The organism is Nonomuraea sp. NPDC023979, assembly GCF_040639085.1.
Lineage (GTDB): Bacteria > Actinomycetota > Actinomycetes > Streptosporangiales > Streptosporangiaceae > Nonomuraea > Nonomuraea ceibae.
This window is the reverse complement of record NZ_JBEZZG010000004.1, coordinates 369,656-384,413: the sequence shown is the minus strand read 5'-3', so window position 1 is coordinate 384,413 and position 14,758 is coordinate 369,656. Positions and strand designations below refer to the sequence as shown.

14 protein-coding genes are annotated in these 14,758 nt (G+C 73.6%); 7 read left to right on the top strand and 7 right to left on the bottom strand.

Translation table 11 applies throughout. The annotated features are described in order from the left end of the window. Position 1 precedes the first annotated feature (1 nt). Entirely contained in the window at positions 2 to 1,243 is a 1,242-nt protein-coding gene (locus AB0G11_RS11020) for a P-loop NTPase fold protein (RefSeq protein ID WP_246644500.1), read from the bottom strand. Between the two features lie 65 nt (positions 1,244 to 1,308). Beyond that, the gene (locus tag AB0G11_RS11015) at positions 1,309 to 1,545 is read right to left on the bottom strand and encodes a glutaredoxin domain-containing protein (RefSeq protein WP_219503493.1); all 237 of its coding nucleotides are present in this window, start codon (positions 1,543 to 1,545) and stop codon (positions 1,309 to 1,311) included. Positions 1,546 to 1,675: 130 nt separating this feature from the next. On the opposite strand from AB0G11_RS11015, the gene AB0G11_RS11010 reads away from it, so the two are divergent. The 5 genes from AB0G11_RS11010 to AB0G11_RS10990 are packed head-to-tail and all read left to right on the top strand — an operon-like array spanning position 1,676 to position 8,630. Then, positions 1,676 to 3,289: an ABC transporter substrate-binding protein gene (locus tag AB0G11_RS11010; RefSeq protein ID WP_219503475.1), complete on the top strand. Its 1,614-nt coding sequence runs from the start codon at positions 1,676 to 1,678 to the stop codon at positions 3,287 to 3,289. Beyond that, a complete protein-coding gene (locus AB0G11_RS11005) occupies positions 3,262 to 5,121 on the top strand; it encodes a S9 family peptidase (protein ID WP_357585319.1) in 1,860 nt (619 codons plus the stop codon). The genes AB0G11_RS11010 and AB0G11_RS11005 overlap by 28 nt, the downstream gene beginning before the upstream one ends. Next, positions 5,121 to 6,074: an ABC transporter permease gene (locus AB0G11_RS11000; protein ID WP_357585317.1), complete on the top strand. Its 954-nt coding sequence runs from the start codon at positions 5,121 to 5,123 to the stop codon at positions 6,072 to 6,074. The genes AB0G11_RS11005 and AB0G11_RS11000 overlap by 1 nt, the downstream gene beginning before the upstream one ends. Beyond that, positions 6,071 to 6,883: an ABC transporter permease gene (locus AB0G11_RS10995; RefSeq protein WP_357585315.1), complete on the top strand. Its 813-nt coding sequence runs from the start codon at positions 6,071 to 6,073 to the stop codon at positions 6,881 to 6,883. The genes AB0G11_RS11000 and AB0G11_RS10995 overlap by 4 nt, the downstream gene beginning before the upstream one ends. Position 6,884: 1 nt before the next feature. After that, the gene (locus tag AB0G11_RS10990) at positions 6,885 to 8,630 is read left to right on the top strand and encodes a dipeptide ABC transporter ATP-binding protein (RefSeq protein WP_357585313.1); all 1,746 of its coding nucleotides are present in this window, start codon (positions 6,885 to 6,887) and stop codon (positions 8,628 to 8,630) included. A gap of 40 nt (positions 8,631 to 8,670) precedes the next feature. Here the strand turns inward: AB0G11_RS10990 and AB0G11_RS10985 are convergent, their stop codons facing one another. From AB0G11_RS10985 to AB0G11_RS10965, 5 genes are read right to left on the bottom strand one after another with little or no spacing between them, the layout of a single operon-like run. Next, positions 8,671 to 9,264, bottom strand: coding sequence for an XRE family transcriptional regulator (locus AB0G11_RS10985; RefSeq protein ID WP_219503459.1), 594 nt, complete (start codon positions 9,262 to 9,264; stop codon positions 8,671 to 8,673). 42 nt (positions 9,265 to 9,306) lie between these two features. Next, complete coding sequence (locus tag AB0G11_RS10980; protein ID WP_219503456.1) at positions 9,307 to 10,182, bottom strand: 1,4-dihydroxy-2-naphthoate polyprenyltransferase; 876 nt, start codon at positions 10,180 to 10,182, stop codon at positions 9,307 to 9,309. Next, positions 10,182 to 10,790, bottom strand: a complete 609-nt coding sequence (locus tag AB0G11_RS10975; protein ID WP_219503453.1) for a GNAT family N-acetyltransferase — start codon at positions 10,788 to 10,790, stop codon at positions 10,182 to 10,184. The genes AB0G11_RS10980 and AB0G11_RS10975 overlap by 1 nt, the downstream gene beginning before the upstream one ends. A gap of 44 nt (positions 10,791 to 10,834) precedes the next feature. After that, positions 10,835 to 11,356: a CGNR zinc finger domain-containing protein gene (locus AB0G11_RS10970; protein WP_219503450.1), complete on the bottom strand. Its 522-nt coding sequence runs from the start codon at positions 11,354 to 11,356 to the stop codon at positions 10,835 to 10,837. 24 nt (positions 11,357 to 11,380) lie between these two features. Continuing rightward, positions 11,381 to 12,778, bottom strand: coding sequence for a PLP-dependent aminotransferase family protein (locus AB0G11_RS10965; protein WP_357585311.1), 1,398 nt, complete (start codon positions 12,776 to 12,778; stop codon positions 11,381 to 11,383). Between AB0G11_RS10965 and AB0G11_RS10960 the strand changes: the two genes are divergently transcribed. After that, a complete protein-coding gene (locus AB0G11_RS10960) occupies positions 12,777 to 13,688 on the top strand; it encodes a DMT family transporter (protein ID WP_219503443.1) in 912 nt (303 codons plus the stop codon). The two genes, AB0G11_RS10965 and AB0G11_RS10960, sit on opposite strands and share 2 nt — an antisense overlap. Positions 13,689 to 13,730: 42 nt before the next feature. Further along, positions 13,731 to 14,753 (top strand): hypothetical protein, encoded by a 1,023-nt coding sequence (locus tag AB0G11_RS10955; RefSeq protein WP_219503440.1) that lies wholly within the window; start codon positions 13,731 to 13,733, stop codon positions 14,751 to 14,753. Positions 14,754 to 14,758 lie beyond the last annotated feature (5 nt).

Genomic DNA, 14,758 nt, shown 5'->3' with positions numbered 1-14,758 from the left:
CTCAGCCGCCGATCATCGTGAGGTAGGCCGGCAGGTCGGCGGCCGACGCCTCGAAGGCGGAGCCGGTGAACAGGTGCGGGTAGAAGTCGTGCTTGCCGTGGTAGGCCCTGGCCAGGTGCTGGATCTGGTCGGCCCGGCCGCGGAAGCGGGTCTGGAAGCCCTGGGCGACGTCGAGGACGAGCCGGTCCTGGTGGACGAGTTCGAGCGCGACGAGGAGGTCGGGGTGGCGGACGACGTCGGCGAACAGGTCGGGGCTCTGCACGCGGAGCACGACGAGGCGGACGATGAGGTCGGTGTGGAGGGCGGCGAGGCCGGGGGTGGCCTCGATGACCGCCTCGGTCACGCGCAGGAGGTTGAGCACCCGTTTGATCTTGCGGGGGTTCGGGGTGACGATCTTCTCCAGGGTGGCGGCGTGCCTGGCGGCGAGGGCGCCGGGGCCTGAGGCGTGGATGAAGCGGCCGACCTCGGCGGGGCCGAGCGGGTAGAGGTGCAGCGGGAGCTGGATCATCTTGTCGAGGTAGTCGTCGCCGATGGCGGCGTGGTCGGCCTCGGGGAAGCCGAACGGTTGATACTTGACCGAGATGCCGCGGTTGACGACGTCCTTGGCCAGGGCGATCAGGACGAAGACGTGTTTGAGGTCGAGGAAGAGCTTGATGGACTCCAGCACGTCGATGATCTGGTCGGGTTCGCAGCGGTCGAGGTCGTCGACGAAGAACACGATCTTCTTGCCCTGGGCGGCGAGGCGGTCGGCCTCCTCCTGGAGCAGTCCGCGCAGGCGGCCGGTCTGGCTGTCGACGCGGCCGCGCATCTCGGCGTACTGCCGGGCCAGGTTGCCGATCTTCTCGACGCTGACCGAGGTCAGGCTGAGTTTCTTCAGCATCTCGTCGGCGGCGAGGTTGAGCATGATGAGGCCGAGGCGTTTGACGGTGCCGGCGAAGCGGCGGGCGGGGTCCTTGTCGAGTTCGTCGTGCAGCGCGTTGAGGAGGGGGAGCAGCATCTCGGGCTCGCGCCGGTGGACCCAGGGGTTGAAGTGCACCCGGACGAAGGCGTCGCCGTGCCGGTCGAGCAGCCGTTCGTTCACCATGTCGAGCAGGGTGGATTTCCCGCTGCCCCACGCGCCGTAAACACCGATCGTAAAGGGTGTTTCCGTCTGGGGATTGGTGATGACCGAAACGAGCGGGTCGACGTAACGCCGAAACTGGAGAAGGTCGCCGCGCCAATTGGCGGGAGCGTCCGAGAGCATTGCGATATCGGGCATTGTCCCTCCAGAAACGAGGATGCATCGTTCCGGAGGCCCAATACCGCGTGTTATCGAACTGTGATCGCTTCCTGGATCTCCTGGATCGAGGGGTTCACGAGGGCGGAGCCGTCCGGGAGCACGACGGTGGGGATGAGCCAGGAGCCGCCGCCCAGCTCGGTGATCAGCTCGATGGCGCCGGGCGTCGCGTCCACGTCGACCTCGGCGTAGGGGATGCCGGCCCGGCCGAGCTGTCCCTTGAGGCGCTGGCAGTGGCCGCACCAGGGGGCGCTGTAGACGGTGATCATGTATTCCCCATTCGAACGGTGGGTTTGACCCGCGGGCGAGGCAGCGAATACTCTCATGTGCCAATTGGATGTTACCGGTAGACACTGCAGCTAGGCGGGTTGACCGGACACGTGAAAGTAGGGTCCACCGGTGACCGAACTCCCCCTCTCCCGGCGCTCTCTGTTGCGGGCGGCCGCCCTCGTGGGCGGTCTCGCGGCCCTGGCCGCCTGCGGCAGCGACGACGCCCCCGGCGGCGCCGAGCCGCAGCGGCAGAGTCAGGACGTGCTGCGCGTCGCGCTGCCGTCGTCCATCGGCTCGCTCGACGCCGCCAAGGAGTCGGGCATCATGAACTACGTCGTCGCCCTGCTCGTCCAGGAGGCCCTGGTCGGCGTCGGCCGCGACGGCAGCCTCCAGCCCTCCCTGGCCGAATCCTGGACCAGGAAGGACGCCACCACCTACGTCTACACACTGCGCAAGGGCGTGACGTTCTCCGACGGCAGCCCGATGACCGCCGCCGACGTCCTGGCCAGCCTCGACCTGCACGCCAAGAAGGGCTCCACCAGCGGCTTCGCCTACGCCTACGCGGGCGTCGAGACGATCGAGGCCACCGGCGACGCCGAGATCACCATCAGGCTCAAGAACCCCGACGCGTCGTTCGCCTGGACGCCCTCGCCCGGCACGCTCCTGGTGACGAGCGAGAAGTTCATCCAGGCCACCGGCGAGCGCATCGGCACCCCCGAGGGCAAACTGCTCGGCACCGGCCCGTACAAGGTGGCCGAGTTCGCCCCCGACTCCCACGTGACGCTGGAGCGCAACGACGGCTGGTGGGGCGGCAAGGCGCCGTTCCGGCAGATCAGGATCGACTTCATCCCCGAGGAGTCGACCCGGCTGCTCGCCATGCGCGGCGCCGAGCTCGACGTCGCGCTCAACGTGCCCGCCGAGCAGATCGACCAGTGGAAGACGATCTCCGGCGTCGAGCTCAGGACGGCCGCCGACCGCTCCCTCGTCACGCTCGCCTTCAACACCGCCAAGGCGCCGTGGGACGACATCCACGTCCGCAAGGCCGTCGCCCACGCCATCGACCGCGAGGGCGTCGTCAGGAGCGTGCTGCGCGGCCACGCCCAGGTCGCCGCCACCATCCCCGACCCGGCCCAGTGGGGCGGCGTGCTGCCGCCCGACGAGGTGACCGCCCTGTACGCGAGCATCCCCCAGTACGGGTTCGACCTGGCTGCGGCCAAGGCCGAGCTGGCGCGGTCGGCCACCCCGCAGGGCTTCACCGACGTGCTCTCCTACCCCAGCAGCGGCCCCCAGCTCGGCCGCGCCGCCCTCACCCTGGCGCAGAACCTCAAGAGCCTCGGCATCACGCTGGAGGTCAAGGAGGTGCCGCTGGAGCAGTGGATCGCCGACCTCGGCAAGCACGCCTCCGGCATCTACCTCGGCTGGTACTTCGCCACCACCGGCGACCCCGCCGAGTACGCCCAGCAGCTCCTGCACCGCTCGGCCCGAGGCGAGAACGGCACCAACATCGCCGAGTACGACGACGCCGAGGTGAGCAGGCTCCTGGACGAGGCCAAGGCGAGCACCGACGACGCCGCCCGGGGCAAGCTGCTCGGCCAGGCCCTGGTCAAGGCCGCCGCCGACGTCCCGTACCAGCCGCTGTGGTGGGGCGAGGCCGCGACCGCGTTCGGCCCGGCCGTCACCACCGGGGAGTTCGGCCCGTACTTCTTCGTCGGCCCGTGGGCCGCCAACGTGACCGCCCGCTGATGGGGCCGCTCGACGTCCACCGGGAGCTGGCCGGGCTGCGCTACCCGGAGTCGGTGGCGCTGCACCCGGACGGCGACCGCGTGGCCTGCGTGCTGGGGACGCGCGCGTACGTGCTGGCCCTCGACGGCGAGCGGCGGCCGGTGCCCGGCGGCGAGCCGCAGGCGCTGACCCGCTGGCTGCCCGACGGACGGCTGCTGCTCGCGGCCGGCGGCGACCGGATCGAGGTCAGGCACGGCACCACGCTGGAGCCGCTCTGGCAGGCCCGCGTCACCGGCGAGATCGAGGACCTGATCCCCGGCGGCGACGGCACCGTGCTCGTCCGCCTGGCCGATCCCGGCAGCGAGCGCGACGGCAGCCACCTCGGCCTGCGCGTGCCCGACCCGGGCGACCCGTTCGTGCGGGTGCCGGGCGGGCGGCTGCGGCGGCTGGTCCGGTTCCGTGTCGGCGACGCCACGCCCCGGCCGCTGCCGGCGCCCACGGTGTGGGACGCCGACTGGCGCGACGGCCGCGCGCTCGCGGTCACCTCCGCCGACGAGACCCCGGCGGGCTACTACCGCCCCCGCCTCGACCTGATCGACGACACCGGCCTTCGCACCCTGCACCGCACCGCGTGGCAGCTCAGCAGGCCCAGGCTGGCCCCGGGCGGGCGCGCCGCCGTCGTGGTCGAGGGCCTGTCGATCGTCTCGGGGCGCGTCCTGTACGTGGACCTGGACGGCGGCGGCGTGAGTCGTCTGGGCGAGATCGACGACGTGACCGACCTCGGCTGGCTGGACGAGCGGACGCTCTGGTTCACCGGCTGGGACGGCACCGGCGTGCACGGCGGCGTGCTCGACACCGGCGGCCGGGTGATCCACCGCTGGACCGTCCGGGGCACGATCGGCGGGCGCGACGGCCAGCCGTCCCTGTCGCCCGACCGGTCCGGCACGCTGGTGGCGGCCTGCTGGGAGAGCCCCGGGCAGCCGCCCGAGGTCGCCGTCGCCGCGCTGGCCGACGGCGACTGGAAGCCGGTCACCGCGCTCAACGTCGAGCTGGCCCGGCTCGCGGTGAGCCAGGAGGAGATCACCTGGCCCGGCCACGACGGCCTGCCCGTCTCCGGCCTGCTGCTCACCACGCCGGGCGGCGGGCCCCGGCCGCTGGTCGTCATCGCGCACGGCGGGCCCACCTGGCTGTGGTCCAGCTCGTTCGCGCCGGCCGAGTCCAACCAGCTCGCCGTGCCGCTCGCGCACGCCGGAGCGGCCGTGCTGCTGCCCAACCCGCGCGGCAGCAGCGGGCGCGGCCAGGACTACGCCCGCGCCGTCATCGGCCGGTTCGGCGAGGCGGACCTGGCCGACGTGCTCGCCGGGGTCGACCACCTGACCTCGACCGGCGTCGCCGACCCCGACCGGATGGCGATCATGGGCCTGAGCTACGGCGGCTACCTCACCGCCTGGGCGGTCACCCGGACCCGGCGCTTCCGCGCGGCGGTCGTGCTGTCGGGCGTGAGCGACTGGCTGAGCTTCTCCACCGGCAGCAACCTGGGCGGCGGCTTCGACCCGCTCTACCACGCGGGCGCCGACCCGGCCACACCCGAGGGCCGCGAGTTCCTGGCCGCCCGCTCGCCCGTCCATCACGCCGCGAACGTCACCACCCCGACGCTCGTCCTGCACGGCGATCAGGACCGGACCACCCCCGTCGGCCAGGCCGAACAGCTCTATCGCGCCTGGTCGGTGGCCGGAGTGAGCACCCAGCTCGTCGTCTACCCTCGGGAGGGTCACGAGCTGGTGGAAGACGCGCACCGCGCGGACGCGGCCGAGCGCGTGATCGGCTGGCTGACCGGGGGCGGGGTGTTGTGATGGGGTGGGGCCGCTTCGCCCTGCGCAGGCTCGCGGGCACCGCCGTCGTGGTGCTGCTCCTGTCGGCGGGGGTGTTCGGGCTGCTCTACCTCGCGCCGGGCTCCGTCCAGCAGACGCTGCTCGGCACCCGGCCCGCCACCGCCGAGACCATCGCCGCGATCCAGGCCCGCTACCACCTCGGCGACCCCGTCACCGTGCAGTACCTGCGCTGGTTCGGCGACGTGCTGCGCGGCGACCTCGGCACCTCCATCAGGACCGGCGCCCCCGTCTCCGGCATGCTCGCCGACCGGGTGCCGCTCACGCTCGCCCTCACCGCCTACGGCACGCTGCTGGCCGCGCTCGCCGGCATCCCGCTCGGCGTGCTCGGCGCGCTGCGGCGCGGCCGGGCCGCCGACCGGCTCGTGGTGACGGCCGGCGTCGCCGGGCTGAGCGCGCCGCCGTTCGCCGTCGGGCTGCTGCTGCTCGTCGTGTTCGCCGGGTGGCTGGGCTGGTTCCCCGGCTACGGCACCGGCGAAGGGCTCGCCGACCAGCTCTGGCACCTCACGCTGCCGGCCGCCGCGCTGGCCGTCGGGGCCGTCGGCATGCTGGTGCGCTTCAGCCGCGCCGCGCTCGTCCGCGAGCTCGACCAGGACTACGTCGTCTTCGCCCGCGCCCGCGGGCTGGCCGCGCCCGTCGTGCTCGGCTACGCGCTGCGCAACTCGCTCGTGCCGATGCTCACCGCCGCCGGGCTCGTCGTCACCGGCATGCTGGCCGGCACCGTGCTCGTGGAGGTCGTCTTCGCGCTGCCCGGCCTCGGATCGCTGCTCGTCGACTCGGTCACGTTCAAGGACGTGCCCGTCGTGCAGGCGCTCGCGCTCCTGCTCACCCTGCTGATCGCCGCCGTCAACCTGCTCGTCGACATCGGGTACGCGCTCGCCGACCCCCGCGTACGGCTCGGCGGAGGCGCGTCGTGAAGCGGACCCCGGTCAGCGTGTGGGCCGCCCTGGCCGTGCTCGCCGCCGTCACCGCCGCCGCCGCGTTCGCGCCCTGGCTCGTGCCCGGCGCCACCGACCAGGATTTGATGACCGGCATCACCGGCCCCGGCCCCGGCCACCCGCTCGGCACCGACGACCTCGGCCGCGACGTGCTCGACCTGCTCATCGCCGGGGCGCGCACGGCCGTGCCCGGCGCGTTCGCCGTCGCCGCCGGGTCGATGCTCATCGGCAACCTGATCGGGCTGGCCGCCGGCTACTTCGGCGGCTGGGCCGACACCCTGGCCATGCGCTGGGCCGACCTGATGTTCTCGCTGCCCGCGCTGCTCGTCGCCATCGTCGTCGCCGGAGTGCTCGGCGGCGGCTACGGCCTGGCCATCGCGGTGCTCGTCGTCCTGTTCGCGCCCACCGACACCCGGGTGGTGCGCGGCGCCGTGCTGGAACAGCGCCACCGGCCCTACATCGAGGCCGCCGTGCTCAAGAACCTGTCCGCCTGGCGCATCATGACCCGCCACATCTGGCCCAACATCGCCTCCGTCGCCCTGGCCAACGCCTTCCTCAACTTCGCCTACGCCCTGGTGTCGCTGTCGTCGCTGTCCTTCCTCGGCCTCGGCGTGGCCGCCGGGTCGCCCGACTGGGGGCGCACGCTGGCCGACAACCGCACCCAGCTCCTGGCCAACCCGTGGGCCGTCATCGCCCCCGGCCTGGCCGTCATCGCCACCGCCGCCGCGCTCAACATCGTGGGCGACTGGCTGCACGAGCGCGTCGACCGGCGCGGAAGGGCACGCTGACATGCTGCGCGTCGAGGGATTGTCGGTACGCCAGCCCGCCACCGGCCGGACCCTGCTCTCCGAGGTGACCTTCGACGTCGCGCCGGGAGAGTCGGTGGCGATCGTGGGCGAGTCCGGATCGGGCAAGTCGCTCACCGCGCGGGCCGTGCTCGGCCTGCTGCCCGCCGGGCTGGCGGCGTCCGGGCTGGTGGAGGTCGGCGGGCGGCGCGTCGACGACGACCCGCGCGCCCAGCGGCGGCAGCGCGGCTCCACCGTCTCCCTGCTCATGCAGGACCCGTTCACGCTGCTCAACCCGCTGCGCAAGGCCGGCAAGCAGATCGCCGACGGGCTGCCGCGCGGCGCCGACCCGAAGACCGAGGTGCCCCGGCTGCTGGCCGAGGTGGGGCTGCCCGCCGACGTGGCCGGGCGCTACCCGTTCCAGCTCTCCGGCGGCATGCGCCAGCGCGTCGGCCTGGCGGCCGCGCTCGCCGCCGCGCCCCGCGTGCTGCTCGCCGACGAGCCGACCACCGCTCTGGACGCCACCACGCAGCGGGAGGTGCTGGCCCTCATCCGGCGCGTGCAGCGGGAGCGGGACATGACTTTCCTGCTCATCACGCACGACCTGCGGCTGGCGTTCAGCATGTGCGACCGCGTCGTGGTCATGTACGCCGGGCGCGTCATGGAGGTGGGCCGGGCCGCCGACCTGCGGCGCGAGCAGCGCCACCCCTACACGCGGGCGCTGCTGGCCGCCGAGCCGCCCGCCGACCGCCGCCTGGCCGCCATCCCGGCCGTCCCCGGCTCGGTCCCCGCCCACGACGCGGTCGCCGGGCAGTGCGCCTTCACCGACCGCTGCTCTCTCGCCCTGGCCGAGTGCCGCACGGGCGTCCCGCCGCTCCGCCCGGCAGGGGACGCCGGCCGCCTGTCGGCCTGCGTGCGGGCCGGGGACCTGCCCGCCGCCCCCGCGCCCCCGCTCGGCGTGGCCGCGCCCGTACGGGCCGCCGCAGAGCCGGTGCTCGACCTGCGCGATCTGCGCAAGACCTTCCCCGGCTCGGCCAGGCCCGCGCTGGCCGGGGTGAGCCTGACCGTCGCCCCGGGCGAGATCGTCGCCGTCGTCGGCGAGTCGGGCTCCGGCAAGACCACGCTGGCCCGCTGCGTGACCGGCCTCGAACACCCCGACGCCGGGACGATCCTGCTGGGCGGACGCGACTGCTCCGACTACGCCCGCATGTCGCGCGAGGCCGTCCGCCAGGCCCGCCGCACCGCACAAATGATCTTCCAGGACCCGTACTCGACCCTCAACCCCGCCCGCACGGTCGGCGCCACGCTCAAGGAGGCGCTCGTCGCCGACGGCCGCCCCGCCGACGTGGCCGCGCTCATGGAGCTCGTCGGCCTCGACCCCGCCCTGGCCGCCCTGCGCCCCGCCAACCTGTCCGGCGGCGAGCGCCAGCGCGTCGCGATCGCCCGCGCCGTGGCCGGCGAGCCCGCGCTGCTCGTCTGCGACGAGCCCGTCTCCGCCCTCGACGTCTCCGTCCAGGCGCAGGTCCTCGGCCTGCTCGCCGGCCTGCGCGAGCGGCTGTCGACCGGCATGCTGTTCATCACCCACGACCTCGCCGTGGTCCGCCAGCTCGCCGACCGGCTGTACGTGCTGAAGGCGGGGGAGTGCGTCGAGAGCGGCCCTGTCGACCGGGTGCTGGACGAGCCCGCCCACCCCTACACGCGCGACCTGCTGGCCAGCGTGCCCGACGGGACCAGCCGCTGGCCCGGCTGATCCCGGTGCTCAGTCGTCAGCCATCAGCCGTCGTCAGTCGTCAGTCGTCGGAGAAGGAGATCAGCGTGAGCACCCGGCAGGCCAGCTCGCCGGTGGAGTAGACGTGGTCGTACTCGGCGGCGAAGCGCAGCGCGTCACCCTCGCCGAGCGTCACCGACCACGCGTCGGTCGCCACCGTCACCTCGCCCGACACCACGTACGCGTGCTCCATCGAGCCGCGCCCGTGAGCGCTCTTGGCGCTGCGCGTCGCCGGCGGCAGCAGCCCCTCCGCCAGCTCGAACCGCCGCCGGTCCGGCGCGTCGAACAGGCTGCGCACCGCCGTGTCGCCGGTCATCACCGCCTCGCCCTCACCGCGCCGGATCACCTCGGGCCCCGCCGGATGCGTACGGGTCAGCTCGGCGAACGTCAGCCGCAGCGCCGCCGCCAGCCGGGTCAGCACCTCGATCGTCGGATTGGCCACCCCGCGCTCGATCTGCGAGATGAGCGCCTTGCTCACCCCGGTCAGGTCGGCCAGCTCCCGCACGCTGTGGCCGCGCGCCAGCCGGGTGCGGCGCAGGTTGCCCGCGATCGCGCCCCGCACCCCGGCGCCGGGCCCCGCGGTCACGCCCAGATCGGGGGTCTTGTCGTGACGCACGTGGCTCCCCTCCCTGGATACTGACTCCATCATGCCGGACGGCTACAGCGTCAGGGCCAGGCCGATCGCGAGGAGCAGCCCGTAGGCGAGCTGGAGCTTGCCGGTCTGCTGCAGCACCGTGATCAGCGCCGGGCCGGCGGCGCCGCCGAGCACCGCGCGCACGGGCGCGATCGCCAGCGGGGCGGCCAGCACCGCGAGCGCGGCGGCCGGCGCGACCGGCGTCATCGCCAGCGCCACCGCGAACGGCAGGACGAGGCAGGCCGCGTACAGGTGACGGGTGCGCGGCGCGCCGAGCACGACCGCGAGCGTCCGCTTGCCGGACTCCGCGTCGGTGCCCACGTCACGCAGGTTGTTGACCACGAGCATCGAGCACGACAGCAGCCCGACCGGCACCGACGCCACCAGCGCCGCCCAGGTGAGCTGCTCGGTCTGCACGAACGCGGTGCCGACCACCGGCACCACCCCGAAGAACACGAACACCGACACCTCGCCCAGCGCGCGGTAGCCGTACGGCCTCTTGCCCCCGGTGTAGAACCAGCCCGCGGCGATGGCCGCGGCGCCCACCAGGAGCACCCACCACGCCTGCGTGACCAGCACCAGCACCAGCCCGAACACCGCCGCGGCGGCGAAGCTGCCGAGCGCGGCGGCGAGCACCTGCGGCGGCGTGGCCACCCGCGAGCCCACCAGGCGCATCGGCCCGACCCGCTGGTCGTCGGTGCCGCGGATGCCGTCGCTGTAGTCGTTGGCGTAGTTGACGCCGATCTGCAGGAGCAGCGCGACGAGCAGCGCCAGGATCGCGCGCCACCAGACGAAGCCGCCCTCGCCGATCGCCACGCCGGTGCCCGCCATGACGGGGACGACGGCGTTCGGCAGCGTGCGCGGGCGCGCGCCGGCCAGCCATTGTGCGGGGGTGGGCATCAGCTGATGTCCGTCGTGAGCCTGACCATGCGGATCGGGCGGCCCATGTCGAGCACCCGCTCGGCCATGTCCTCGCCCCAGCCCGCCGACTCCAGGAAGCCGAGGACCGCGTAGTTGTCGGCGAACACCCAGGTGACGATCTGGCGGTAGCCGTCCTCACGCAGGTGGTCGACGGTGGCGTTGAGCAGGCGGCTGCCGTGGCCGCGCCGGACGAAGTCGGGGTCGACCAGCAGCGTCAGCATCTCGGCCACGACCGTCGGGTCGAGGTCGGGGTCCTCGGCCGGCGCGTGGGAGGCCAGGCCCACCACCCGCTCGCCGCCGCGCGGCGTGGCCGGGGCGGCGTTGCCGCCGGCGCCCAGCGCGGGGAAGCCCTCGGTGTCGAGGATGGTCTCCACCGCGACCAGCACGCGATGCCGTGAGGTCGGCGGGGCGACGATCGCCTCGTCCCACTGGCGCAGCCACATCTTCTCGGCCGCCGGGCCGGTCATCTGCTCGAGGGGACCCTCGGGCAGGAAGTCCCGGTAGCCGTAGCGCCAGGCGCGGACCTGAACATTCGCCACTTGGAGAACATCCTCGCGCCGGGCCGCCCGGACGCCTACGTCTGCCATCTCGGCCCGCTCCTTCGACTGCTGTTCATGCCACGAGGCACGAGTTACACCGTATCGGTGTTTGAAGGTTGGAGACGACGCGAACCCTGCTTCCTGGCCCGGTATGCGCGCGTTTTGGTGCGGTTACCGCAGACCCTCATCGAACACCACGAGCGGGAACGGTTCTTGGAGGCGTCGATGAACGCCCACTGGCAGGTGTCCTCCGCGCACACCTTGAGCCGGTCCCACGAGGCGTCGGTCGCCGCGGCGGCGATCCTGGCCAGCGCGCCGGGCACGCCGCCCGCCACCGGGGCCAGGCCGGGCCGCGAGCCGATCACCACGGTGAGCGGCAGGCGCGGCAGCTCGGGCGGGCCGGCGCCGGGCAGCCGCCGCAGCGCCGCGCGCAACCCTTCGCGCAGCGCGATCGCGGTCGCCAGGTCGTCGTCGGTGGCGCGGTCGCGGGGCCCGGCCAGCGCGCGCTCGCGCAGCCAGACGCCCAGCTCGGAGGGAGTGCCCAGATCGTCGGCGTCGGACTCGACGTCATAGGTGTTCACGAAGTCACGCACCAACTCCGCCGCCACCAGCATGGGGCCACTCTACTCGCCGCGTGATCAGCCGAGCGCGCGCAGGGCCCGCGCCAGCCGGCTCACGCCCTCGGCGAGCTCCGGCAGGTTCGCCGGCGCCATGTGGGTGACGCGCACGCGCGGGCCGGGCGGCTCGGCCGGGTAGTACATGCGCCCCGGGCTCACCAGCACGCCGTGGCGCTTGGCGGCCTCCACCAGGGCGTGCTCGTCCGTCTCCGGCGGCAGCCGCAGCCACAGGTGCATGCCGCCGCCCGGCACCAGGAACGGCGGCGTCTGCGGCATCCGCGCGGCCAGCGCGGCGGCGAGCGCGTCACGCCGGGCCGCGATCTCGGCGTGCACCGCGCCGAGATGCCGCCGCCAGGCCGGCGAGCCGACGAACTCCAGCGCCGTCTCCTGCAACGGCCGCGCCACGAAGAACGACTCCACGAGCTGCCCGGCCCGCAGCCGGTGCGCCGCGGGGCCCCGGGCGACGACCGCCGCCACCCGCATGCTCGGCGAAAGGATCTTGGTCAGCGAGTGGATGTGCACCACGGTCCCGTGCGCGTCCGCCGACACCAGCGACGGCGGCGCGGACGCGGTCAGGTAGCGGGCGTAGTCGTCCTCGATCACGAACGCTCCGGCCGCCCTGGCCACCTCCAGCACCTGCCGGCGGCGTTCCTCCGTCAGCGTCGCGCCCGTCGGGTTGTGCAGGGTCGGCTGGCACAGGAACACCCGCGCCCCCGACACCGCGAACGCCTCCGCCAGCAGGTCGGGCCGGACCCCGTCGCGGTCGATCGGCACGCCGGTGGCCCGCAGCCCGGCCGCCTTCGCCGCCGCCAGCGCGCCGGGGTAGGTGGGCGTCTCCACCAGCACCTGCGTGCCCGGCGCGGCCAGCGCCCGCAGCGCGTGGGTGAGCGCCGCCTGCCCGCCGCTCACGATCAGCGCGTCGGCGGCCGTCACGTCGCCGCCCGCCTGCTTGGCGAACCAGCCGCGCAGCTCTGCCAGCCCGCTCAGCGGCGGCATCGCCCACGCGTCCGGCCTGCGCACCGCCCGCGCCGCCGCGGCCGCGAGCTGGCGGTCCGGCCGGATGCCCGGATGCAGGTAGCCGCCGGTCAGCGGCACCACCCCCTCCGGCGCGGCCCCCAGCAGCGCCTCCACCGGCTCCCCGGACACCGCCCGGTCGCCGAGCGCCACCGTCTGCCAGGAGAAGTCGGCCGCGTCGGGCGCCCACTCCCGCCGGGCCGCCACGAACGCCCCGCTGCCCGGCCGGGTCACCACCGTGCCCTCGGCCGCGAGCTGCCCCAGCGCCCGCGACACCGTCACCGGGCTCACGCCGTGCCGTCGCACGATCTCCCGGCTCGGCGTCAGCCGATCGCCGGGCCGCAGCCGCCCCGCCTCCTCCCGCAGGATCGCGGCGATCGTGGCGATACTGCTATCGTTGTCCATGAAGGAACAGGATAGCGCTATCGCCACGACCGCAGTAGCGGTCCCCGCCCCCGACGCCCGCCGGGGCACCGCACTGGCCTTCCTCGGCGTCCTGGCCTTCTCCGGCTCCTTCCCCGCCACCGTCTACGCGATGGAAGGCTTCGACCCCTGGCTCGTCGCCATCGGCCGCGCCCTCATCGCCGGCGTCGTCGCCGTCATCTGCCTCAAGGCCGCCCGCCTGCCCCTCATCCCGCCGAACCCGCGCCCGTACCTGCTCATCTCCCTCGGCGTCGTCTTCGGCTTCCCCGTCCTCAGCGGCCTGGCCCTCGACCTCGGGGCCGGCACCGCCCACGCCGCCGTCGTGATCGGCCTGCTGCCCGCCGCCACCGCAGCCTGCGCCGTCCTGCGCGCCGGCGAGCGCCCCCGCCCGCTCTTCTGGGCCGCCTGCGCCGCCGGCGCCGTCGCCATCACCGTCTTCACCCTCACCCAGGGCGGCTCCGGCGCCGCCTGGCCCGACCTCCTCCTGGTGGGCGCGCTCCTCTCCGCCGCCGTCGGCTACACCGAGGGCGGCACCCTCTCCCGCACCACCCCCGGCTGGCAGGTGATCTCGTACGCGCTCGTCCTGTCCCTCCCCGTCACCGCGCCCGTCACCGCCGTGCTGGCCCTCACCACCCCCGTCACGCCCACCCCCGCCTCGCTCGCCGGGCTCGCCTACGTCGGCCTCGTCTCGATGTTCCTCGGCTTCTTCCCCTGGTACGCGGGCCTCGCCAGGGGCGGCATCGCCAGAGCCGGACAGACCCAGCTCACCCAGCCGCTGCTCACGCTCGTGTGGGCGTGGTTCCTCATGGGGGAGCGGTTCGGCCTCGCCACCGTGGCCGCGGCACTGGCCGTGCTCGTGTGCGTCGCCATCACGCAGCGCGCCCGTACTTGAAAGCCGTGACGCCTGGCCGCAGGATGGGGGTGGAGGTGTCACATGGCGGACCTCACGATCCCCGAAGGCGGCTTCTGGCCCGCGCCGGAAATCCCGCAACCGAACATCTACCCGATGGAATGGCGCGTCGAGACCGAGAAGCTCGCCGCCATCTACGAGAAGTCCAAGCGCATGCTCTGGAACCCGGCCGACCTGCCCTGGGACGAGCTCGACCCGGCCGACTTCACCCGCGAGCAGCGGCTCGGCATCATGTACTGGTTCGCGGTCCTGGCGAACTTCGACGCCTCGGGGCCGGCGGTCTTCGCCCGCGCCACCATCCAGGCGTTCGAGAAGCACGAGGAGGACCCGGTCAGGAAATGCTTCTTCTCGATCACCCGTGACGAGATGAACCATGAGGAATGCTGCCAGCGCGCCATCGCCAAGCTCTGGCCCGGCGGCCCCCTCGACTGGACCCCGTCCGACGACCTGGAAAAGGCCGCCCACAACAACATCGGCTGGCTTTACCACAACGGCGGCCGCTACTGGAACGGCTACAACAGCGCCGTCGGCAAATACTCGCTGCCCGTGCTGTTCACCAGTTTCATGATGGGGGAGATGGCCGCCTCCACATTGTTCCGCGGAATGGCGTCCGGCACCCGGCACCCGGTGTTCGAGGAGATGTTCCAGCGCATCGGGCGTGACGAATCCCGTCACCTCCAGATCTGCATGACGATCCTGGAGAACGAATGGCCCGGCCTCACCGACGACACCCGCGTCCTCATCACCCGCCAATTGCGCGCCGGGTTCGTCTTCCTGTCCATGATCCTCTGGGAGCCGCCCGAAGGGTTCTGGGAGCTGCCCCCGTACTTCCTGGCCAACCACCGCGTCCTGATGGACCACGCCCGCGACGCCGGCCTCGGCCTGCTGTCCTACGACGAGCAGGCGGAGAACTGGCGCGTGGCGATGGCCCGCGTCCGCGCCATCGTCGAACGCTGGGGCATCGCCTTCCCCGCCATCCCCGAGCTCGACCTGGAAGGCGTCCCCGTCGACTTCGTCGACCCCGAGGAGATCATCCCGGTGTTCTGACCTCG